Below are 20,434 nucleotides of genomic sequence, written 5' to 3' on the forward strand. Positions count from 1 at the left end.
ACGGGTCCCCCGCACAGTCACGCTAGTGGTGCATCTGGAATCTGTGCCCTCGCACATTCAGCCCTGATGACAAAGGCGTCATACTTCCGGCGGCGCTGCGCGCGCCGAAGCGCACTTCATAGAACCGATCACCGCGTTTTCGCACTGGCGCTCCATTCGGCGCCCCGCCAAGGCGAAGCCGACGGCCCCCACCCCGCCCAAACGAAGCCCGTGGTTCCTGAAGAACCCTTCCGGCGAGCACAGTGCGAGGCGGGAAGCATGACTGCCTTGTCGCTCACGCGGAGTGTGCCAGAGCACAGATGCCCGTGTTTCCTGACGAACCCTTCCGGCGAGCACGCAGTGCGAGGCGGGAAGCATGATTGCTTTGTCACAAGCGTTGAATGTGCGAGGGCGCAGTTTCCAGATGCACCACTACCGTGGCTGCGCGGGGGACCCGCTTAAGAATTAGCGGTGTGAGCCGCTTTCTTTGCTTATCTTTCTTTGCGGCGGCAAAGAAAGTAAGTGCCGCCCCGCACAGGGGCGAACGCTAATAAACCACTAAGAACTCAAGGAAAGGCCAACGCCATAGGCGCACAGAAACAAAGCGCCGCGCAGGCAAAAACCCCAAGGAAAGACCAGCGCCGCAGGCATACAGACGAAACAAGCGCCGCCCAGGCAACCAAAAATCAAGCCCCCAACGCCGTAGGCGAACAAACAGACAAACCCACACCGCAGACAAAAAACCACTATCCAAAACCAAGATTATTAAACTACCCTCTATCCAAATACGAAATATCCAAACCCCAGCGCCGCAGGCAGAAAGACCCCAGCATGTCTGAAACAACCCTGGATCTAAACCTGATCCCCTACCTCGTAGCAATGGAAGACACCCGCAACGTCAGCCGCGCAGCGGAGCAATTAGGCGTCAGCCAACCCCGCGTCAGCACCGCGCTAGGCCGCCTGCGGGAATACTTCGACGATCCGCTCTTCGTTCGAACATCGAAAGGCATGGAACCCACGCCTCGCGCGCTCGCCATCCTCCCCGCCGCCCGCGACGCGCTTCTGCGGATTGAGAAAGGCATGCTCGACGTGCAGAACTTCGATCCGGCCACCAGCACCCATACCTTCTCCATCGCGCTCTCCGACGTCGGCGAAATCGTCTTTCTGCCGCGACTCCTGCAACTCTTCGCCGAACGCGCGCCCTATGCGAATCTGCGCTCGGTGTCGCTCTCACCCTCGCACGTGGAACGTGGGCTCGAATCGGGCGACGTCGATCTCGCCGTGGGTTATTTCCCCGATCTGTCGGGCAATAACTTCTTCCAGCAACGGCTATTCACCCATCGATTCATCTGCCTGATGCGCGCCGGGCATCCCCTTTCGAAGGCGCCGCTCACACTGCCTCAATACGTGGCGTCGGGCCACGCCGTGGTGCGTGCCGAAGGACGCAGCCAGGAAGTCCTCGAACATTACCTGGAAAAGAAACGGATCAAGCGCCGTGCCGTACTCGAAACGCCGCATTTCATGAGCCTGCCGTTCATCCTCGCGCGCACCGATCTGCTCGCGACCGTGCCGCACGCAATCGGCTTCGCGTACGTGTCGGAGCACGCGTCGATCACGCTGGTCGAGCCGCCTTTACCGTTGCCGCGCTTCGATCTGCGGCAGCACTGGCATCGCAAGTTTCATAACGATCCGCGGGCAAGCTGGCTGCGCAGCATCGTCGCCGAACTCTTCAACGACGATATGGATGAGTGGCCGAAGTGAGCTCATGCCCCAGCAGCAAAAGGGGCATCGACACGATTCGACGCAAAACATGGAACAATGGCCTCACTCATTGACCCCGCGCGCTCCGTTTAGCGTCGACGCGCGATCCCGGAGGAGCGACGGATGGCCAGCAGCAAAGCAAAGAGAACCAAACCCGCGGCCGCAGCAGACCGCCCCAGCCGCGACGAAGCGGAAGCAGCGGTACGCGTGCTGCTGCGTTGGGCCGGCGACAATCCCGAGCGCGAAGGCCTGCTCGATACGCCGGCGCGCGTGGTGCGCTCGTATGAGGAGTTCTATGCGGGTTATCAGGTCGACCCGCGCGAGATCCTCGCCCGCACCTTCTCCGAAGTGGACGGCTACGACGAAATGATCGTGCTGAAAGATATCCGCTTCGAAAGCTATTGCGAACACCACATGGTGCCGATCATCGGGCGGGCGCACGTTGCGTACCTTCCTCAGCATCGGGTGGTCGGTATTTCAAAGCTGGCGCGCCTCGTCGATGCGTTCGCCAAGCGTCTGCAGATCCAGGAAAAGATGACGGTGCAGATCGCCGATACGTTGAACGAAGTGCTGCAACCGGCAGGCGTCGGCGTGATTCTTGAGGCCGCGCATCAATGCATGTCGACCCGGGGCGTGCACAAGGCCGGTGTCACGATGGTCACGTCCCGCATGCTCGGCACGTTCCGCACCGATCCGTCGACGCGGCGCGAGTTTTTGTCGATCGTGGCCAATCCGGGTATCGTGGCGATCGCCAATACCTGAATAGCGATGCGGCGTTGACTGCCAATTCGCGCCTACTTGCCACGTCGACTTGCGCCGCATGGCAGCCTGTGGCCCAGGCTGCTGCTTTGCCTGCTCCAAGGCTGAACATCATGTCAAGGCTTCGAGCTGCGGCCCTGGAGGCACGCCCCGAAAACCTGCCTTCCGGCTGCCACCTCAGGCTGCCACCTCACGCCGCGCTACGTACAGTACGCATGTGGCCAAAAGTGGCCAGCAACACTGCGCCCAGCACACACGTGACACCCGCCAGTTGCGCCGCACTCACGGGCTCACGCAGCACGACAGCGGCTAACGCCACCGCACTCACCGGCACGAGCGCGGTCATGAGTCCGGCTTCCGCGCCGCTGATGCGTGCAGCGCCCGCATACCAGAGAACAAAGCCCGCCACGGTCGGCACGAGCGCGTAATAAAGCACGCCGTTCAGCGCGCTTGCATTGAACGGCACACGCCAGGGCCTTTCGAAGCATGCCGGCACGATCGCCACCGCGAACCCGATACCGCACATCAACGCCGACAGCGGCAGCGGTGCGACCGGCCGGTGCAACTTGCGATTAAGCAAAATAAAGAGTGCCTCGCAGACGATCGCCGCGAATACCAGGGCGTTACCTGCCAGCGAACTGGCCGCATGCGGCGCGGTGAAATCGTCGATACGCACGGTGCACACCAGCACGCCCAAGGTGGCGAGAACAATCGCGCCGATCAACGCGGGCGCGGGGCGCTCACCCAGCGCAAGCATGGCGACCATGGCCGATACAGCCGGAAGGGTACCGGCAATCACACCGGCATCGGCGGCCGATGCGAGCTTCATCCCGCTGATAAGCAACACCGTATAACCGACGCTGCCCGCCCCCGCCTGGGCGATCACGAGCCACGTATCGTGTCTATCGAGACGCAGCCAGCGCACACCACGCCAGCGCATCACCAGCACAAACAGGGGAAACGCGATGGCAAACCGCAACGCGGTCGCGCTGAACGGCGGCAATCCGCTTGCGATCGATTTGCTGACGACGACCGTGCTGCCGACCCCGATCATCGCCAGCGCGCAAAACACGTATCCGACATATCGTGAATTCATGCTGCTGTCCTGTTCCTTTGAATGAACAGGCAGATTAGACGGGGTGAACGCGCGCGGTCTTGAACGAAATTGCAGCGGACAAGCCTGCCAACGAATCGCGGCGCAGCGTCGGCTTCACGAAATACCGGCGCGAATCCGGCTTACGGTCAGGTGGGGCTGGCCGGCACCGCAACCAGGCTCATCGAGTATCCTGATTGAAATAGAACCCCAACCGTCATAACAGGAGTTCCGCAATTGGTAGCGTTTCCGTCGTCGGCGGTTTCAACCTGGGGCGGCGCAGTCGTTTTTCTCAACGTTCTGCTGACACGCCTCGGCCTGCCGATCCCTGCCGTCCCCATACTGCTCTTCGCGGGCTCGGCGATTGCCGCCGGTACACTGTCTTTCTGGCCGGTTCTGTTCGCCGCCGTGCTCGGTGCGCTCATCGGCGACGGTACGTGGTTCGCCGCCGGCCGCATCTACGGCCGCAAACTGATCGCCGCCCTTGGCCGGATCTCTCCGGCAGTCGATTCCAGGGTCGATAAGGCTCGCTCGCTATTCGAGCGTTTCGGCGTGCCGCTGGTGGCAATCTCGAAGTTCGTTCCCGGCCTGGGACTCATCACCCCGCCGCTCATGGGCACGACAGTCGTGGATGCCCGCATCTATGCAATGTGGGACCTCGCCGGCGCGCTGGCGTGGGCCACCTTCTGGCTGCTCGGCGGCGCCGCAGTGGAGAGGCAGTTGCATATGCTGCTCGCCTTCGTCAAAGCACGCGGCGGCACGGTGATCGACATCCTGCTGGCCGCGGCGTTGGCCTATCTGGTGTACCACCTGCTGCAGCGACGCCGCGAACGACGCCGTTCAGCGCACGCCGCCTCCGCGAATCCGTCACAAGCAACAACATCCGGCGGATGGCGCGGCATCGCGCCGCCGAAGGTACTGGATGCTCGCCCCACACCATCGGTTGAGGGAGCGCTGCACCCAATTCCCGGTGCGCTGACGTTCGACCCGCGCTCGCCTGAACAGACCGACGGCGCGCTGCTCGTCTATGACAGGGTGATTTACTGCATTTGCCCGGACAGCGCGACCGCCGTCGAGATCACGCAACGGATGCGCCTGAACGGCTACACGCGGATTCGCGCACTGAGGGGCGGCCTCGACGCCTGGCAAAGACGCGGGTTTCCTGTCGAGCCGCTGGCGCCGGCGGACCAATTGACCACCGGCAAACGCGCGCGGGAGCCCTACGACGAAGCACGCAATGCGGTGACTCTGCGCGGTTTCGCCCCTCGGCGCGGCTAAAGCGCCTGAACCAGCCGCAGAGTGAACGTCCGGCCTGGCGCCAGAACGCCGTCAGATGCAAGGCGTTGCCATCTCACGCTGCTATTCACGGCGACGAATCCTGCACCGTCGAATGTCCGGCCCACATCGCCGAATTGACCCGGTTGCGCCCTGCTGCCTTGGCGGCGTATAGCTGCCGGTCGGCAGCGGCCAGCAGGTCGAGCGCCTTCGCGCCTTCCGCCGGCACACAGGTCGCGCACCCGATGCTCACCGTGACAGCGATCGCCTCACCATCGCTATGCACGACTTGCAGACTCTGCACCTTGCGGCGAATCTTTTCCGCGAGGTTGAGCGCGCCCTCCGCCGTTGTGTCCGGCAAGATGACGGCAAACTCTTCGCCACCGTATCGCGCCACCAGATCGACCGAGCGCAGTACCGTCGCCGAGATGCATTCGGCCACGGCGGTCAACGCCTCGTCACCGCTCGCGTGGCCATAGACGTCGTTGAATTGCTTGAAATGATCGATGTCGATGAACAACGCCGATAGCGATTGCCCGGAGCGCCGCGCGCGCCGCCACTCTTCGTCAAGACGACTGTCGAGCACACGGCGATTGCTGAGTCCGGTCAGCGGGTCGGTCGCGGCCAGACGCATCAGCGCCGCTTGCGCGCGCAACTTGTCGCGCAAGGCAAAGGCAAGCAGCCACGAGACCATTACGAATACCGCGCCGAAAGCGAGCGTCAGCCCGCCGGCAATCCTGCTGCGGCGCCGCCACGGCGCGAGCGCTTCGTCCACGGACGGCGCAACCACGGCAATCAGCGGCGTGCCCGGCACGCGCGCATAGGTGAACATCCGGCGCACGCCGTCCACCGCGGAGTTCGCGACATATGAGCCCGAGTTGTGCGCGGCCATCACCTGGAAGGTCGGCGACTTCGCGATGCTCGAGCCGATATCACGCGAGGAAAACGGCTTGCGCGCGAGCAAGGTGCCGTCGTCCATCACGATGAATACGGAGCCCAGTTCACCCGTGTTGATCCGATTCAGCAGATGCTGAAAGTATTCGATGCGAATCGCCAGAAGCGCAACGCCACCAAATGTGCCATTGGCTTCATTGATGCGCCGTGTGAGACCGATCGACAGCTTCCCGTCACGCAGCCGCGAGCGGTATGGGTGGGAGAAATAGAGCCCGACGGCCGGGCTGCGTTGATGCATCAGAAAGTAGTCACGGTCGCCGAGGCTGACGGCGGGATCGGTCTCGCCGTTCTGCGAAGCGATCACTCGACCGGTCGGCCCAATCACATAGGCACCGCCAAGATAGGCCGCGGTGGTTGCGCGATCGAATAGCACGGCTCGCCGCAAGTTCCGAGGCAAGCTCCACGTATCAGGATCCCGTGCCCCGTCCACCATGGCTTCCAGCGACAAATCGTAGATCTCGACGTTTCGTTCGAGATCGGTGGACACAATCGAGACGAGGTTTTGTGCCGTTTCGCGCGCATGGTCGAGCGCGTCGGTACGGCCGCTGCCCAGCGTCAGCAGCGTCAAACCGGCCATCGCAACGGCGACCAGCGTGCCGGCCATACCGGCCGAAAACGGGTGGTTGCCCATGTAACGCGACACGCCGGTTGCACCGGCGCGCGACATAAATCGCAGCCGCCGACGCAGCGAAAGTGTTCGATATGCCACGTGCGCATCACCTCCTTCGCAAACGATCCGCCTGAGCAATCAGGAGTGGATGCACGGCCGGCGTGCTGATGCGGGCCGCTTCGTTATAACGTGCAGCCGCCCCGGGCCGCGTCAGAGTTTGCGCAGCAGGCCCGCCGCCGCGCGCATCCGCCGTTTGCGCTCCTTACCGAGCCAGTGAAGCGCTGCATCGGCGTCGCCGGATCCGGCCAGCAGGCCCGTATTGTCGCGCAGCAGCATCTCGCTCGCGACCACATCGTTCAGCGTACCGAAACGCTTTTGAATCTGCTTCAACCGCTTCTGGATACGCTTGTGGCTGCTGTGCAGAACCGGCTCGAAAAACTCGAGCAGGTAGCGCAATTTCTTTCCCGCCTTTCTAACGTCATGAAACGCGGCGTAATTGGAACGCTTCGCGTGAGACGCGCGTTTTATACGCTTTTTCAGCGCTCGCTCGGAAACGGCCACACGCTTATCGACGAATTTTTGCAGCGGCACGCGCTCATGAGCCGTGTTTAATTCCTTTTTGGCGCTGGTCAGGGCATCTTGCAACAGATGTTTGACGTCCGCGTTTGAAAGCGTTTCACGGCTCGTCGCCAATGCATCGCCGCGCGCCTCCTGGAGCCTGGGCGTCATCTCATGTGCAACACGCTCGTCCTGGGTAATCAGTTCGATCAGAATGTCCCAATCACGCGTCTTGCCGGCAGCCGCCGCGAGATATTTATACAGCGCCCGTTGGCGCGTATTTTCGCCTTTGTCCAGCAAGGGTTCGAACGCCCACCACAACGAGCGCAGCCGCCGCAGCGACACGCGCAGTTTGTGCAGTGCTTCGGGCGACGCGTCTTCGCGCACCGCGCTGGCGTGTTCGATCGCATCGCCGACAAGCGGCGCCGCGTACGACGCAAAAGCCGACTCCGCCGACGTTACTGCCCCGGCCGGCTTGCTATCCGCATTCTGTTTGCCGAGTTTCCGGCTCGCTTGCTTCATCGCATGTCCTTCAGGGCCGTTTATGTCAGCCTAGCAAAAAAAAGGCCTAGTGAATATCAACTGGTGAGTCCATAGCCAACATGCATAAAACGTATGGGACGGTGTGCCTTGCGTATCCCGCTCCTTCACGCGACGGGTGCCTACCACCGTCCCGCGAACCTGGTGGCCCCGTAGACGGCCATTCAAACCGGCCATTTGTACGTGTGGCAGAGTTTCACATATAGTTCGATTCGGACCGCTGATCATCCTGACCCGCCATGCATGCATCGGGACCGAGCGAACGGCCACGCCCCACGCCCTTCCGCGCACATCCGTCCCGCATAGCCGTCACGCCATTGTCATCAATGCGACACACAGTCCCCGCAGGATCGATGACTCCGCGACAAACTTTTGGGGCTCACGCCATGCCGGAACTTTCATACCCGCAACCGGGCACTGCAAGTGGAAAGGGGCGCAATATCGGCCTCCTCATCTTCCTCGTTGTGATCGCGATCGGTGCTGCTTATTGCGCCATGCATCTGGCGGACGATTTGCAACCCGTACGCGAAGCATCGTTTTTGCCCTACCTGCTACTCGGCATTGCGCTCCTGATCGCCCTCGGCTTCGAATTCGTCAACGGCTTTCATGACACGGCCAACGCCGTCGCCACCGTGATCTACACGCATTCGCTGGCGCCGAACATTGCGGTGGTCTGGTCCGGCGCATGGAATTTCCTCGGTGTGCTGACCTCAACCGGCGCGGTCGCGTTCGGCATTCTGCAACTGCTGCCCGTCGAATTGATTCTGCAAGTGGGCAGCAGCGCGGGCTTTGCGATGGTCTTCGCCCTGCTGATCGCGGCCATCATCTGGAATCTGGGCACCTGGTATTTCGGACTGCCGTCGTCGAGCTCGCATACGTTGATCGGCTCGATCATCGGCGTCGGCCTGATGAATCAGCTGATTCACGGATCAAGCGGCACGAGCGGCGTGGACTGGGGTCAAGCGCTCGGCGTAGGCAAGTCGCTCCTGTTTTCGCCGCTGGTCGGCTTTCTCGCCGCCGGTTTGCTGCTACTGATCCTCAAGGCCGTGGTGCGCGTTCCGGCGTTGTATGCGGAGCCGAAGGGCAAGGAGCCGCCGCCGTTCTGGATTCGCAGCCTGCTGATTCTGACCTGCACGGGCGTTTCGTTCGCGCACGGTTCGAACGACGGGCAGAAAGGCATGGGCCTCATCATGCTGATCCTGATCGGCACGGTGCCGACGGCGTACGCGCTGAACAAGGCGGTCACACCGGCGGAAACGCAAACCTTCCTCGCGGTGGCGCAGCAGGCCTCGACAACGCTCAGCAAGTACACCCAGGGCGCGGCGCCGTCCACCAATCCGCGTGCCGACGTCGAAGCGTACGTGCGTACGCGTCAGTTGACGCCCGCCACCTTGCCGGCCCTGCAGGCGTTGACCACACAGATCGGCAACCAGGTCAGCGCGTCGGGATCGATGGCTGCGGTGCCGCAAAACATCGTCGACAACGTGCGTAACAACATGTATGTGGCGTCCGAAGCAATTCGTCTGATGGAGAAGAGCAAACAGCCGGCCTTCTCGACGGAAGACGCCAAAGCAATCGACAACTTCAAGGCGCAAACCGATCACGCCACCAAATTTATCCCGACGTGGGTCAAGGTCGCGGTTGCTATCGCTTTGGGTCTCGGCACGATGGTCGGATGGAAGCGGATCGTCGTCACGGTCGGCGAAAAGATCGGCAAGCAGCATCTGACCTATGGACAGGGTGCGTCGGCTGAAGTGGTGGCCATGCTGACGATTGGTGCGGCCGACATGTACGGCTTGCCGGTTTCGACGACGCATGTGCTGTCGTCAGGCGTGGCCGGTGCCATGGCGGCCAACGGCTCCGGCTTGCAATGGGCCACCGTGCGCAGTCTGATTCTCGCCTGGGTACTGACGCTGCCGGTTTCAATCGCGCTGGCGGCAGGTCTGTACTGGGTGTTCCGGATGGTGTTCTAAAACGGCTGCAAGCGCGGGGGCCGGGTGCAAGTCCGGCCACAGCGAACGTAAAAAAGCGCGGTCTTTGCCGCGCTTTTTTCATTCCGCCGAGCCGAAACCCAATCAGTAAATTTCGGGCACGATCATCGACGCCGCCACCGCCTGGCGGCTATATTCGTCGTGATAGACCCGCGCGGGCAACTCGACCCGCGAATGCTCGATCTCGTGATACGGCACCTGGCTCAGCAGATGGTGAATGCAATTCAGGCGCGCGCGTTTCTTGTCGACCGCCTGCACGACCCACCACGGCGCCTCAGGGATATGCGAGCGCTGCAGCATAACTTCTTTCGCCTGCGTATAGGCTTCCCAGCGGCGCCGGCTTTCCAGATCCATCGGACTCAGCTTCCATTGCTTCAGCGGATCGTGGATGCGGTTCTGAAAGCGGATTTCCTGCTCTTCGTCGGTGATCGAAAACCAGTATTTGAGAATCTGCACGCCGCTTCGCGCCAGCATCTTTTCGAATTCCGGCACCGAGCGGAAAAACTCTTCGTACTCGTCGTCGCTGCAAAAATTCATCACGCGTTCAACGCCCGCGCGGTTGTACCAGCTACGGTCGAATAGCACCATTTCGCCGCCGGCCGGCAGATGCGACACATAACGCTGGAAATACCATTGCGTGCGTTCGCGGTTATTCGGCGCCGGCAACGCCGCCACGCGACACACGCGCGGATTGAGCCGCTGCGTGATGCGTTTGATCGCGCCGCCCTTGCCGGCCGCGTCGCGTCCCTCAAAAATCACCACGAGGCGGTGGCCGGTCTGGACGATCCAGTCCTGCAGTTTGACGAGCTCGCCCTGCAACCGGAACAGCTCGCGGAAGTACATCTTGCGCGCCTCACGATGCTCGGGGGTGAAGCCATCCGCGCCGTCGATGATGCGGTCGTCGACCTCCATTTCGAGTTCCTCGTCGTACGCGTCGATGAGGTCCTCCTCGAAACGGCGTTGCCGTTCTGCCCGCACTTCGGCCTCGGGTCTCGGGTCCAGCTCTTTCATTGCGACTCTCCTGGCAACGGAAATGGTTAGGCGCGCGGCGCATACGCGTCGCGAACGCGTTCGATTATCGAAGCGTGAAGTGTCAGCCGTGTTACCGGCGCGGCAACCGCGCTTTGGCGCAATGGGCGACCGTTGCCGCCTGCGCGCCTTTGAGCGTCCATGATAGCGAGTTTTGCGCCGCCGGCCTGCGGCTAACGCAATGGCCTCGCGAAACTGAGTTCGTGGCCGTCGGGATCGGTGAGGTGGAAATAGCGCTCGCCCCACGGCGCATCGGACGGTGCGAGCGACGGCTTCAAACCCGCCGCCAGCGCCTTCCGGTAGAGCGCGTCGACATCTGAGACATAAAGGATCACGCGTCCCCACCAGTTGACGGGCGCGCGGGCATCGACGATCAGATTCAGATACGAACCGCCGAATGCAAACGACGTAAACGCTTCCTGCGAGCCGCCGAATTTGACTGGAAAACCGAGCGCTTCGTAAAACAGCACCGCGCGCGGCATATCGCGGGTGGCGAGCGTGATGGCGCTGAGGGACTCGATGCGCGGTTCGGGCGGTGTGCCCGATTCCGTCTGACCTGTCGGCCGGCCGGACGAGGCGGAGGCTGACGCTGACGCAGAGGGTGAGTTCATGGCGGCTATCTCCCTGGAATGGCAGGCGCCTGACGGGCTTGCATGGCATGTGCCTGGCCCATTGCGGGCGTTGGCATTCGCGTTCGCCGGCACGAGCATGGACGGTCGATCCGGGCACTGGCCAACGCCTCGTTTGGACAACGACGCCAGCGTTAGCCTGACCTGACACAGCAAAGTGTCTCATAGGCTGCTTCTGCGCACCCCGCCCCGCCCGCACTTGAAAACCCTCCCACCGCCCCGCATCTGCATTCCCGTTTATCCGGAGCATCGCCATGGGAAGCCGTCCACGCTTCATCGATGACCTGTCGCGCGCCGCATCCGACGCCCCCGGGCGCGATCCACTCAACACTTTGTCCGACGACGCGCTGCTCGACGCCTATTCCCGCACCGTGATCGGCGCGCTGGAACGCGTTCAGCAAGCGGTCGCCTTCATTTCCGTCGAACGCCGGCTGCCCGGCGCCCCCGCGGGGCGCGATAGCCGCGGGACGCGCGGCGGCACCGGCTCGGGCTTTCTGTTCACGCCCGACGGCTATTTGCTCACCAACAGCCACGTCGTACACGGCGCGACGCACATCAAGGTGACGCTCGCCGACGGTGCGAAATTCGACGCCGATCTGGTCGGCGACGACCCCGGCAGCGATCTCGCCGTCCTGCGCATCGGCTCGCCGGAACCGTTGCCGCACGTCGAACTCGGCGAATCGTCGAAGCTGCGGGTCGGCCAGATTGCAATCGCGGTCGGCAATCCGCTCGGCCTCGCGCAAACGGTGACGACTGGCGTGGTCTCGGCGCTTGGCCGCTCGCTGCGCTCGAATTCGGGCCGCATGATCTACGACGTGATCCAGACGGATGCCGCACTCAATCCCGGCAATTCGGGCGGCCCGCTGATCAATTCGGCCGGTCAGGTGATCGGCGTGAATACCGCGATCATTCCCGGCGCCCAGGCGATCTGCTTCGCCACGGCGATCGATACGGCCAAGTGGGTCATCATGCAGATCTTCGCGCACGGCCGCGTGCGGCGCGCGTACATCGGCGTGGCCGGCACCACGAGGCCGCTGTCGCGTCGCGTGCAGCGCTATTTCGCGCTGAGCTCGGAGAGCGGCGTGCACGTCATGGAAATCGTTAAAGGCAGCCCGGCTGCGCTCGGCGGTCTGCGAACGGATGACACGATCCTCGCGATCGACGCGCTTGCGGTGCAAGACGTCGATGGCCTGCAACGCACGCTCGACGCGTCGCGTATCGACAAGCCAGTTAGCGTGACCGTGTTGCGCGGCACACAACGGCTCGACTTGACCTTGACGCCGGTCGAGCAGACAAGCTGATTCGCCCGACTACCTGCCGTAAAGAATGGCCTCACGTTCAATCGAACTCCGGGATAAAAAAGAGCCTCACGCGCCGTCAATCTCGTGAATAAAAAAGCCTCGCGCTCAATCGAGCCCGAGGCTTTTTCCTGCATGCGGCGCATCCGTCAAGATGCGCCGCTTAGATACACCTGAACGATTTAACTCAAACGCTCACTGAATCACCCGCGTGACACCACGGCCGCGCGGATCGGCTGCGGCTTCCGGCGTATCGCCATTCACCTTGATCGCCTGGATGTCGCCGCTGAAATCCTGCCCCTTCAGCACGTAGCCCTTGGCTTCGATCTGCTTGGCGAGCTCGCCGTCGATTGGCTTGTACGGCTCCCAGAAGATCGTGTTCGGCGGCAACAGTTGATGATGGAAGCGCATCGCGCCCACGGCTTCCTGCAACGGCATGTTGAAGTCGTAAATGTTGTTGATCACCTGGAAGATCGACGTGAAGATGCGCGAACCGCCTGGGGTGCCGATCACGAGCGACACCTTGCCGTCCTTCGTCAGAATCGTCGGGCTCATCGACGACAACGGACGCTTCTTCGGTTCGATCGAATTCGCGTCGCTGCCCACCACGCCGAACATGTTCGCGACGCCCGGCTTCGCGGAGAAGTCGTCCATCTCGTCGTTCAGCACGATGCCCGTGCGATCCGCCACCACACCGGAGCCGAAGTAGCCGTTGATGGTGTACGTGTTCGATACCGCGTTACCCCACTTGTCGATCACTGAGAAGTGCGTGGTTTCCGCTTTCTCCGGCATCGTCGTGCCCAGACCCGGCTGCACGCTCTTTGTATCCGACGGCGTAGTCGGGTTCACTTCAGCGGCACGCCTGGCGATGTAGGCGTCGTCGGTCAATTGTGCGACCGGCACCTTGTAGAAGTCCGGATCGCCGAGATACTGCGCGCGATCGGCGAACACGCGCTTCTCGATTTCAGCGATCAGGTGCACGTACTGCGCGGAATTAAGCGTGACGTCCTTGAAGTCGGGCGCAATGTCGGCCTTCATCTTCAGCAACTGCACGAGACCGATACCGCCCGAGCTCGGGGGCGGCGCGGTGATCACGCGATAGCCGTTCCAGTCGGCCTGGATCGGCTGACGCCACACCGCCTTGTACTGCTGCAGGTCGGCCTTCGTAATCAGGCCGTGGCCGCGCATGGACGCCGCGATCAGATCAGCCGTCTTGCCCTGGTAGAAATCTTTCGCGCCCTGATCCGAAATGCGCTGCAGCACGGCGGCGAGATCCGGTTGCTTGAAGTTGACGCCCTGCTTCAGATTGCCGAAGTAGGTGTCGAAGTTGGTCTTGCCGGCGAAGTCTTTTGCGGCGTCGTCGCGACGCTGCTGCAATTGCTCGCTGACTTCGAAACCATCACGCGCGTAGTGAATCGCCGGTGCGAGCACCTGCTTCCATTTCAGCTTGCCGAAGCGGCGTTGCGCCTGCCACATGCCGTCGACGGTGCCCGGCACGCCCACCGCGCGATAGCCGAACAGGCTCATGCCCTTGATGACTTCGCCCTTGTCGTCGAGATACATGTTCTTGGTGGCGGCCAGCGGTGCGCGCTCGCGATAGTCGAGGAAGTACGGCTTGCCGTCGACATAAAGCGTCATGAAACCGCCACCGCCGATATTGCCCGCTTCCGGATACGTCACGGCAAGCGTGAAGGCGATCGCAACGGCTGCATCGACAGCGTTGCCGCCTTCCTTGAAGATCTGCTCGGCGGCGTCGGCGCTGTACTTGTCAGCGACCGCGATTGCGGAAGCCGTGAGAACGGCCGGCTGCGCCTTGGCAGGCACTTTAGCGAAGGCCGGTGCGGCTTCGAGAAAGCCTGTTGAAACGGTGACGAGCGCGACCAGCGCAAGTCCGCTAGCGGACGATTTGGCGTTGTGAAACAACTTCATTGGATATCCCCCAAGACGACTCTTTCATCTCACGATAACAAAAGCTGCCCCCGGCTTATAACATGCCGGTCCGGCATTTGCGAAGCTGTTGCACGCATGTGGTGCATGCTGCGGCACACAAAAACCGCGCCATTCAATGACGCTGAATGTCAGTGATCGATCCCATCCGAAGCGACATCGATCGCGGTGAACAAAGCGCGCCGCAAGCTAGAACGCGCCCAAGCGCTGAACACTCATGCGCGCCCACGGTTGCCGCGCGCGATCTCATCGCCAGCGTCATGGGGCAAGCGCGCGGTCACCGGAATCGACAGGAACGAGAACAGGCCGACCACCAGAAACGCCGGCCAGAAGTCGGAGAACACGATGGTCGAGTGACCTTGCACGTTATGCGAAATTTGCAGCACGAGGCCGGCGATCGTCACACCGAGTCCCAACGACATCTGCTGGATCACGCTCGCGACGCTGGTCGCGCGGCCGACGTCGCGACTCGGAATATCCGCATACGCCAAGGTATTCAACGAGGTGAATTGCAACGACGGGAAGAAGCCGCCGAACAGCACGACGCACCAGATCAACCAATGCGGCGTGCCGGGGAAAAACAGACCATAGACCGCGATAGCCAGGCCCGCGCAGCCCGCATTGAACATGAGCACCGAGCGGAAACCGAAACGCCCGAGAATCCGCGACGCGGCCGCCTTCATGAAGAGCGAGCCGAACGCGGACGCGCAGGTGATCGATCCCGACTTGAACGCCGTCATGCCCAGTCCTTCCTGCAACGCAAGCGGCAACAGAAACGGCACTGCGCCAAGGCCGATGCGAAACAGCGAGCCGCCAATCACGCTCGCGTGAAAACTCGGGATGCGCAACAGCCGCAAATCGAGCACCGGCAATTCGACGCGGTTGGCGTACAGCACGTACATCACCAGCAGCACCACGCCGATCGCGCACATGCTGACCGATGCCGTGTTCGAGACCAGTTCGCCGCCTACCAGTGAGAGCCCCAGCATGAGCAGCGAGGCGCCGCTCGCCGACAACGCGAAGCCAGTCCAGTCGAGCCGCCCAGGATGCGCTTCGCGCACATTGGCGATGTGCTTGTTCGCGAGCCAGATGCCCAGGAGGCCAATCGGAATATTGATGAAGAAAATCAGACGCCAATGCAGATACGTCGTGATGAAGCCGCCGAGCGGTGGCCCGACTACTGGCCCGAGCAGCGCGGGCACGGTCAGATAGTTGACCGCGCGAATGAAGTCCGACTTCGGCACCGAACGAAAAATGATGATGCGCCCCACCGGCACCATCATCGCGCCGCCGATCCCTTGCACGAAGCGCGCGACCACGAAGGTGCCGAGCGAAGTGGACGCCGCGCACATCAGCGAGCCGGCGATGAAGATGCCGATTGCCGTGCGAAACACCGTGCGCGAACCGAAGCGGTCGGCGACCCAGCCACAAATCGGAATGAACACGCCGAGGCCGATGACGTATGCCGTCACGGCAAGCTTGAGGGTGATGGGATCCTGGCCGAGATCGCGTGCCAGAACTGGCAGCGACGTCACGATGACCGTGCCGTCCACGTTTTCCATGAACATCGCACACGCGACGATCAGCGGAACAATGAAAGTGCCTAAAGCGAGAGGCATTGGCATGACGACGGGTTGCAAAGCCGCCGGTGTAAAGCTGCGATTATGGCATCGCATCGACAACAGATGTTGTTAAGCGAGGTCTTTTTGTAGCCGTGCCAATGGCGCGCCGCTACCTGATGCCCGGTGGTTGAGCGCGCAACGAAGCGCAAATGCCTACGAAAAACAGGAGTGGCAACGACAGGAACGTCGAAGAGAAAAGCGAAGCGACGGTGAGCCGGCATACCGTCGACTCACCATGCAATACAGCAGCAAAAATGCGGGGAGGAAACTTAACGCGACGCGCTGACCAGCGGTTGCAGTTGCGGCAGAATCTCGGTGCTCGCACGAGCGACGTCGTTCGGGAAGTCGATTTCGATCCACGGCGAGCCGGTCACGTCGGCAGTATCGAACACCTGGCTGCGCTCCAGCAGCAGATCACGCACCGCTTCTTCGTGCGGCATGTTGGCCCGGCCGCTATCCACGTAACCTGCGACGATCTCGGTGAAACGTTGCGCGGTTTCCTGGCGGAAGCGGAAGAAGCCCACCGATTCGCCGATGGTGTCGTACTCGAGATTGACGGCGAGCTGCTTGCGCAATTCGACCGGCACGCCGTCTTTCAGACACAGCTTGACGGGTTCGTCACCGGCTTCGAAATCACGGTCGATCAACAGACGGTTGACCGTTTCGCCCGCCACCAGCGCGCTCAGAATGCGCTCGTCGTACAGCACGTCGGCGTCCATCAGCAGCACGTCGCCGCCGCGCGTCAGCGCCTCGGCCACCGTATGCACCGTCAACACGCTGCCCAGGTCGAAACGCGGATTCAGGACGGTTTCCACCTTATGCGGCCAGTTGATCCGCTCCAGTTCCGCCTGCACCGATTCCGGCTGAAAACCGAGCGCCAGCACGACGTCCGTCACGCCGGCGGTTTCAAGCATCTGCAGATGCCGTTCGAGCAGGCTCATGCCGTCGAACTGCAGCAGGCACTTCGGGAACTGTGCCTGCGGCGGTTGCTGGAGACGCAGGCCGAGGCCCGCGGCGAGGATGATGGCACGCATGCGCAGTCCTTTGAAAAAATACGGAGATTAATCGGCAACCGGCACACGCGCCGTGGCGCGCCGCCGTTGCCAGCTTCGTTCGCTGAAGTGCAAAACCAGTAGCCCCGGCAAACCTAACAGGATTTCACGTGCGCGCTTGGCGAGCGACAACGCCAGCGCCGCATCCGGCGGCAAGCCCACGAGCGGCGCGAGCAACAGATAGCCGCCTTCCTGCACGCCGAGCGAGCCCGGGATCATGAAGGCCGCGCCGCGAATCGCCTGCCCGAGACTTTCGAGCAGGAGCGCATCGACCCAGTCGACCGGATGACCGAGAAAGCGCAACGCGAGCCATACCTCGACCGTGCCGACGATCCAGCCCACCAGACTCAGTGCGAAGCTCACCGCGACGCGGCCACGCTCGCGGTACATCGCCTGCACGGCGGCGTCGACGGCTTCGGCGCGCGTGGTGAGCGACGACCAGTCGCGCTTGCCGAACACCTTCGACACCACACCCAGCAGACGACTGAACAGGCCACGCCGCTGTGCATAGTAAAAACCCACGATCATCGCGGCCAGTACGCCGGTGGCGATCAGCGTGGCGGTTCGCAGATCGTGAAGCGCGCCGTGCGCGGCGTAGGCGCCGAACAGCAGCAAACCAAAAAGGGCGAAGACGATTTGCGCGAGGGCCTGCGCCGTGGTGCTGACGGTGATCGCAGCGGCCGCGTCACGCATGCGCATGCCGCGCTGGGACAGTTGCCGCACCATCACCACAGGCCCGCCAATCTGGCCGGCCGGCAACAGGCTATTCACCGATTCGCCGATCCAGCGCGCGAACAGCGCGTCGCGTAGCGTCACCTCGTGATGCGCGTTGTCGCGATGGCGTTGGAACAGCACCGAAATCGCGCCGGCGTCGAGTACCAGCGGCACGAGGTGGAACACCGCGACAAGCGCGAGCCCCCAACCCGCCGCAGCCAGCGCCGAGGCAACAGAACCGAAGCCCTGCCACGCGAGCAGGCCGACAAACAGCGCCGTCCCGATCGACAGCAGAATCAGGGCCGCGCGTGTCATGCGTGGTCCTTGCCGCGCCTCGTCATCTGACGGAAGACCTGGCGGAAACCGAAGTACGCGATCGCGTCCTTCATGTTCGAGATGAAACGGCGCCACGGCCGCATGTTCGGGTCGGTGACGTATTCGAAGGTGAGCGACACGCGCATTTCGTTTGCGGCGGCCGGCGTGATGCGATGGCGCAGCTTGTCACCGTCGAAGAACACCAGACCGCCTGGCGGGATCTGCACCGAACCGGGCTGATCCGGCACGTCCGGATTGCGCGTATGCAATTCGTAATCGAGACGGCACGACGATTCGTCAATCACGCCGAGCAGCAGCGTGTAGCGGCGACCGTCATAGTACGAAGTATCGTAGTGCCAGCCGATGTGGTCGCCGGCACGGGTGTAGTAATACAGCGCGTACGCATGCGGGTCGTCCGCGGGCGAGACTTGCAGCTTGTCGCCGCTCAGGCGCTCGAGCCAGCCGATCAGTTCCTTCGAGCGATACAGCTCGGCGATGAACGGTGCAAGGCGGTCGATCGTATGACGGCTTACGCTGCCGCCCTGCTTGTGGCCCGGCAGATAGTTGCGGTTCACTTCGTCGAGGAGACCCCGCGCGCTCTGGACGAGCTGGGCGGTGACCTCGGGCGCGAGGAAATCTTCCAGATACAGGAACGCGCCCTGATCGGTGAAATCTTTGGACAGACGCGGGGTGTCGAATGTATGCGTGCGGCTCGCAACCGCGCGGTCGGCATTCGGCGCAGGCGTAGCCGGCATGGCCGGCAAAGAGGCCGGCGAATGTTCAACTGAGATTGGTGCGATCACGTCGTCTTCGGCGTGCATACTCATTCACTGGCCCACATTTGACTGGTTTCAGACCCCTTGGCGGGAGCAACCGCCGACTGTGCGGCGCGGCGCGAAGCGCGCCAGTAATCGATCACCACCCAGGCGGCAAAGAGCGGCGCGCCGATCGACGCGACCACGACGAACGGCATGACGACGCTCGTCAGCGTGACAATGGGCAGCAGATACAACACGTCTTCGGTTTCGAAGCCGCCGACAGACGCCTGCCTGGTGCCGGCCTTGCCCGCCATATCCTCAATGCGCATGCGCAGGAAGAAAATCAGCGCAACCGCAACGCCGGCCACGGCACCCAGCCAGCCGGGTGCAACTTTCAATGAGCCGACATGTGTCGTACCGACACCCATGCCGACGAATAACATGACGGTCACGAGCGCGTCGCAAGCCAGATCGTAAAAGTGACCGATCCGGCTCGACTTTCCGCCGATGCGCGCGAGTTCGCCGTCCGTGTGGTCGACGAAGTTCGACAGCACGATCAGAAAGGCACCCGCATTGGCCCAGGCAAACCCGCCGTGCGCGAGGCATAGCGCGCCAGCCACGCCGATCAGCAAGCGCAGCGTGGTCAAATGGTTCGGCGTGACCCAGGTGTTGACGAGCGGCGTGACAAGGCGGCGGGCGAGTCTCGCATCCCATGTTCTGGGGGACGGAACGTTAGTCGGAATTGATGGTCGCGAATTCATAACCCGGAAATATATACGGGATCGCAAAAGCGTGCTTCGTTCCTTAACGTTTTCTTAAGGACCCTATGTTGCCGCTGCGGGTCAGGTGGCGCGCAAGATATGCCGAATCACGTTAAAGTGCGAATCCAGTTGCGCCTGTCACGCCAGATCGCCTCGATGCGCAACGTCTTTCGGTCGCGATACACCGCCGCCGCCCGTTGCGAACACACTACATCGAACGCGGGTCGCCATTCACGCATATGAAACGCTTCTTTTCGTCTGTACTCCTTGCGCTGGCTGCCGCCGCGCTACCGCTCAGCAGTCATGCTGCCGCCCTCGACGCACCGCTCGCCTGCAATGAGAGCGGTCATCAGTTCATTGCCGATCTCGCCCAGCAGCAGATGATCGATCCCAAGCCGACGCGCGTCGAAAGCAACTCGATCAATGCATTTTCGCCGACGTCCGGCGCCGACCTGACCGCGTTCGGCTTTCACGTTTTCGCGGTGGTCGGCTACGAAAAAGACGACCCGATGTTTCGGGTCGGAGACGGTGAGCCGGTGGCCCGCTCGGCCTATGGCGTCGTGGTGTTTGGCGGCGAATCCAAAGTGCAGAGCGCGATTGCCGAAGCCGGCAGCACGGCGATCGTCCATCGCGTGGCGCCCCTCGTGACCGCGATTTTCTGCAAACGGAGTTGAGGCGGCGCGTGGCTGCGAGGCCCCCTGGAATGGCCGATTGGGAGATAGAAGCCGGGGGTCTTACGCGTTATAACTACTGCAGATGGATTTTCCGGGGGCCGCAAGGGCGTCTATC

At 62.3% G+C, this 20,434-nt stretch carries 17 protein-coding genes; 6 read left to right on the plus strand and 11 right to left on the minus strand.

The window, feature by feature from the left end:
• Positions 1-810 precede the first annotated feature (810 nt).
• Complete coding sequence (locus PQQ52_RS31600) at positions 811-1,740, plus strand: LysR family transcriptional regulator (RefSeq protein ID WP_408220455.1); 930 nt, start codon at positions 811-813, stop codon at positions 1,738-1,740.
• A gap of 123 nt (positions 1,741-1,863) precedes the next feature.
• Positions 1,864-2,502, plus strand: a complete 639-nt coding sequence (folE, locus tag PQQ52_RS31605; RefSeq protein WP_408220457.1) for a GTP cyclohydrolase I FolE — start codon at positions 1,864-1,866, stop codon at positions 2,500-2,502.
• Between the two features lie 187 nt (positions 2,503-2,689).
• Here folE and PQQ52_RS31610 read toward each other — a convergent pair whose 3' ends face one another.
• Positions 2,690-3,595: a DMT family transporter gene (locus tag PQQ52_RS31610; protein WP_408220459.1), complete on the minus strand. Its 906-nt coding sequence runs from the start codon at positions 3,593-3,595 to the stop codon at positions 2,690-2,692.
• A 234-nt stretch (positions 3,596-3,829) separates the two neighbouring features.
• Between PQQ52_RS31610 and PQQ52_RS31615 the strand changes: the two genes are divergently transcribed.
• The gene (locus tag PQQ52_RS31615; protein WP_408220461.1) at positions 3,830-4,870 is read left to right on the plus strand and encodes a VTT domain-containing protein; all 1,041 of its coding nucleotides are present in this window, start codon (positions 3,830-3,832) and stop codon (positions 4,868-4,870) included.
• A gap of 85 nt (positions 4,871-4,955) precedes the next feature.
• On the opposite strand, the gene PQQ52_RS31620 is transcribed toward PQQ52_RS31615, so the two are convergent.
• Together PQQ52_RS31620 and PQQ52_RS31625 are read right to left on the minus strand one after the other, a co-directional pair.
• Positions 4,956-6,530: a sensor domain-containing diguanylate cyclase gene (locus PQQ52_RS31620; RefSeq protein WP_408220463.1), complete on the minus strand. Its 1,575-nt coding sequence runs from the start codon at positions 6,528-6,530 to the stop codon at positions 4,956-4,958.
• A gap of 111 nt (positions 6,531-6,641) precedes the next feature.
• Positions 6,642-7,511: a CHAD domain-containing protein gene (locus PQQ52_RS31625; RefSeq protein WP_408220465.1), complete on the minus strand. Its 870-nt coding sequence runs from the start codon at positions 7,509-7,511 to the stop codon at positions 6,642-6,644.
• 404 nt (positions 7,512-7,915) lie between these two features.
• Here PQQ52_RS31625 and PQQ52_RS31630 point away from each other — a divergent pair, with 404 nt between their 5' ends.
• On the plus strand, positions 7,916-9,502 hold the full coding sequence (locus PQQ52_RS31630) for an inorganic phosphate transporter (protein ID WP_408220467.1): 1,587 nt from the start codon (positions 7,916-7,918) through the stop codon (positions 9,500-9,502).
• Positions 9,503-9,604: 102 nt separating this feature from the next.
• On the opposite strand, the gene ppk2 is transcribed toward PQQ52_RS31630, so the two are convergent.
• The gene (gene ppk2 / locus PQQ52_RS31635; protein ID WP_408220469.1) at positions 9,605-10,531 is read right to left on the minus strand and encodes a polyphosphate kinase 2; all 927 of its coding nucleotides are present in this window, start codon (positions 10,529-10,531) and stop codon (positions 9,605-9,607) included.
• A gap of 191 nt (positions 10,532-10,722) precedes the next feature.
• Entirely contained in the window at positions 10,723-11,160 is a 438-nt protein-coding gene (locus PQQ52_RS31640; RefSeq protein WP_408220471.1) for a VOC family protein, read from the minus strand.
• 272 nt (positions 11,161-11,432) lie between these two features.
• Between PQQ52_RS31640 and PQQ52_RS31645 the strand changes: the two genes are divergently transcribed.
• Positions 11,433-12,479: a S1C family serine protease gene (locus PQQ52_RS31645; RefSeq protein ID WP_408220473.1), complete on the plus strand. Its 1,047-nt coding sequence runs from the start codon at positions 11,433-11,435 to the stop codon at positions 12,477-12,479.
• Positions 12,480-12,671: 192 nt separating this feature from the next.
• On the opposite strand, the gene ggt is transcribed toward PQQ52_RS31645, so the two are convergent.
• The 6 genes from ggt to PQQ52_RS31675 form a co-directional block, all read right to left on the minus strand.
• On the minus strand, positions 12,672-14,405 hold the full coding sequence (gene ggt / locus PQQ52_RS31650; RefSeq protein WP_408220475.1) for a gamma-glutamyltransferase: 1,734 nt from the start codon (positions 14,403-14,405) through the stop codon (positions 12,672-12,674).
• A gap of 233 nt (positions 14,406-14,638) precedes the next feature.
• Positions 14,639-16,042: an MFS transporter gene (locus tag PQQ52_RS31655; RefSeq protein WP_408220539.1), complete on the minus strand. Its 1,404-nt coding sequence runs from the start codon at positions 16,040-16,042 to the stop codon at positions 14,639-14,641.
• 272 nt (positions 16,043-16,314) lie between these two features.
• On the minus strand, positions 16,315-17,079 hold the full coding sequence (locus tag PQQ52_RS31660; protein ID WP_408220477.1) for a phosphocholine cytidylyltransferase family protein: 765 nt from the start codon (positions 17,077-17,079) through the stop codon (positions 16,315-16,317).
• 27 nt (positions 17,080-17,106) lie between these two features.
• Positions 17,107-18,126: a flippase-like domain-containing protein gene (locus PQQ52_RS31665; RefSeq protein WP_408220479.1), complete on the minus strand. Its 1,020-nt coding sequence runs from the start codon at positions 18,124-18,126 to the stop codon at positions 17,107-17,109.
• A complete protein-coding gene (locus PQQ52_RS31670) occupies positions 18,123-18,953 on the minus strand; it encodes a HalD/BesD family halogenase (RefSeq protein WP_408220481.1) in 831 nt (276 codons plus the stop codon). Before PQQ52_RS31670 ends, PQQ52_RS31665 begins: the two co-directional genes overlap by 4 nt.
• Entirely contained in the window at positions 18,950-19,645 is a 696-nt protein-coding gene (locus PQQ52_RS31675) for a CDP-alcohol phosphatidyltransferase family protein (protein WP_408220483.1), read from the minus strand. Before PQQ52_RS31675 ends, PQQ52_RS31670 begins: the two co-directional genes overlap by 4 nt.
• Before the next feature lie 239 nt (positions 19,646-19,884).
• Between PQQ52_RS31675 and PQQ52_RS31680 the strand changes: the two genes are divergently transcribed.
• Complete coding sequence (locus tag PQQ52_RS31680; RefSeq protein ID WP_408220485.1) at positions 19,885-20,319, plus strand: hypothetical protein; 435 nt, start codon at positions 19,885-19,887, stop codon at positions 20,317-20,319.
• Positions 20,320-20,434: the final 115 nt, after the last annotated feature.

This window comes from Paraburkholderia sediminicola (genome assembly GCF_046030555.1).
Lineage (GTDB): Bacteria > Pseudomonadota > Gammaproteobacteria > Burkholderiales > Burkholderiaceae > Paraburkholderia > Paraburkholderia sediminicola_E.

What these genes read in the sequence shown, in the direction of transcription:
- PQQ52_RS31600 (WP_408220455.1), top strand. Translation starts at nt 811, where the DNA reads ATGTCTGAAACAACCCTGGATCTAAACCTGATCCCCTACCTCGTAGCA.
- folE (WP_408220457.1), top strand. Translation starts at nt 1,864, where the DNA reads ATGGCCAGCAGCAAAGCAAAGAGAACCAAACCCGCGGCCGCAGCAGAC.
- PQQ52_RS31610 (WP_408220459.1), bottom strand. Translation starts at nt 3,595, where the DNA reads ATGAATTCACGATATGTCGGATACGTGTTTTGCGCGCTGGCGATGATC.
- PQQ52_RS31625 (WP_408220465.1), bottom strand. Translation starts at nt 7,511, where the DNA reads ATGAAGCAAGCGAGCCGGAAACTCGGCAAACAGAATGCGGATAGCAAG.
- PQQ52_RS31630 (WP_408220467.1), top strand. Translation starts at nt 7,916, where the DNA reads ATGCCGGAACTTTCATACCCGCAACCGGGCACTGCAAGTGGAAAGGGG.
- ppk2 (WP_408220469.1), bottom strand. Translation starts at nt 10,531, where the DNA reads ATGAAAGAGCTGGACCCGAGACCCGAGGCCGAAGTGCGGGCAGAACGG.
- PQQ52_RS31640 (WP_408220471.1), bottom strand. Translation starts at nt 11,160, where the DNA reads ATGAACTCACCCTCTGCGTCAGCGTCAGCCTCCGCCTCGTCCGGCCGG.
- PQQ52_RS31645 (WP_408220473.1), top strand. Translation starts at nt 11,433, where the DNA reads ATGGGAAGCCGTCCACGCTTCATCGATGACCTGTCGCGCGCCGCATCC.
- ggt (WP_408220475.1), bottom strand. Translation starts at nt 14,405, where the DNA reads ATGAAGTTGTTTCACAACGCCAAATCGTCCGCTAGCGGACTTGCGCTG.
- PQQ52_RS31655 (WP_408220539.1), bottom strand. Translation starts at nt 16,042, where the DNA reads ATGCCTCTCGCTTTAGGCACTTTCATTGTTCCGCTGATCGTCGCGTGT.
- PQQ52_RS31660 (WP_408220477.1), bottom strand. Translation starts at nt 17,079, where the DNA reads ATGCGTGCCATCATCCTCGCCGCGGGCCTCGGCCTGCGTCTCCAGCAA.
- PQQ52_RS31665 (WP_408220479.1), bottom strand. Translation starts at nt 18,126, where the DNA reads ATGACACGCGCGGCCCTGATTCTGCTGTCGATCGGGACGGCGCTGTTT.
- PQQ52_RS31670 (WP_408220481.1), bottom strand. Translation starts at nt 18,953, where the DNA reads ATGAGTATGCACGCCGAAGACGACGTGATCGCACCAATCTCAGTTGAA.
- PQQ52_RS31675 (WP_408220483.1), bottom strand. Translation starts at nt 19,645, where the DNA reads ATGAATTCGCGACCATCAATTCCGACTAACGTTCCGTCCCCCAGAACA.
- PQQ52_RS31680 (WP_408220485.1), top strand. Translation starts at nt 19,885, where the DNA reads ATGAAACGCTTCTTTTCGTCTGTACTCCTTGCGCTGGCTGCCGCCGCG.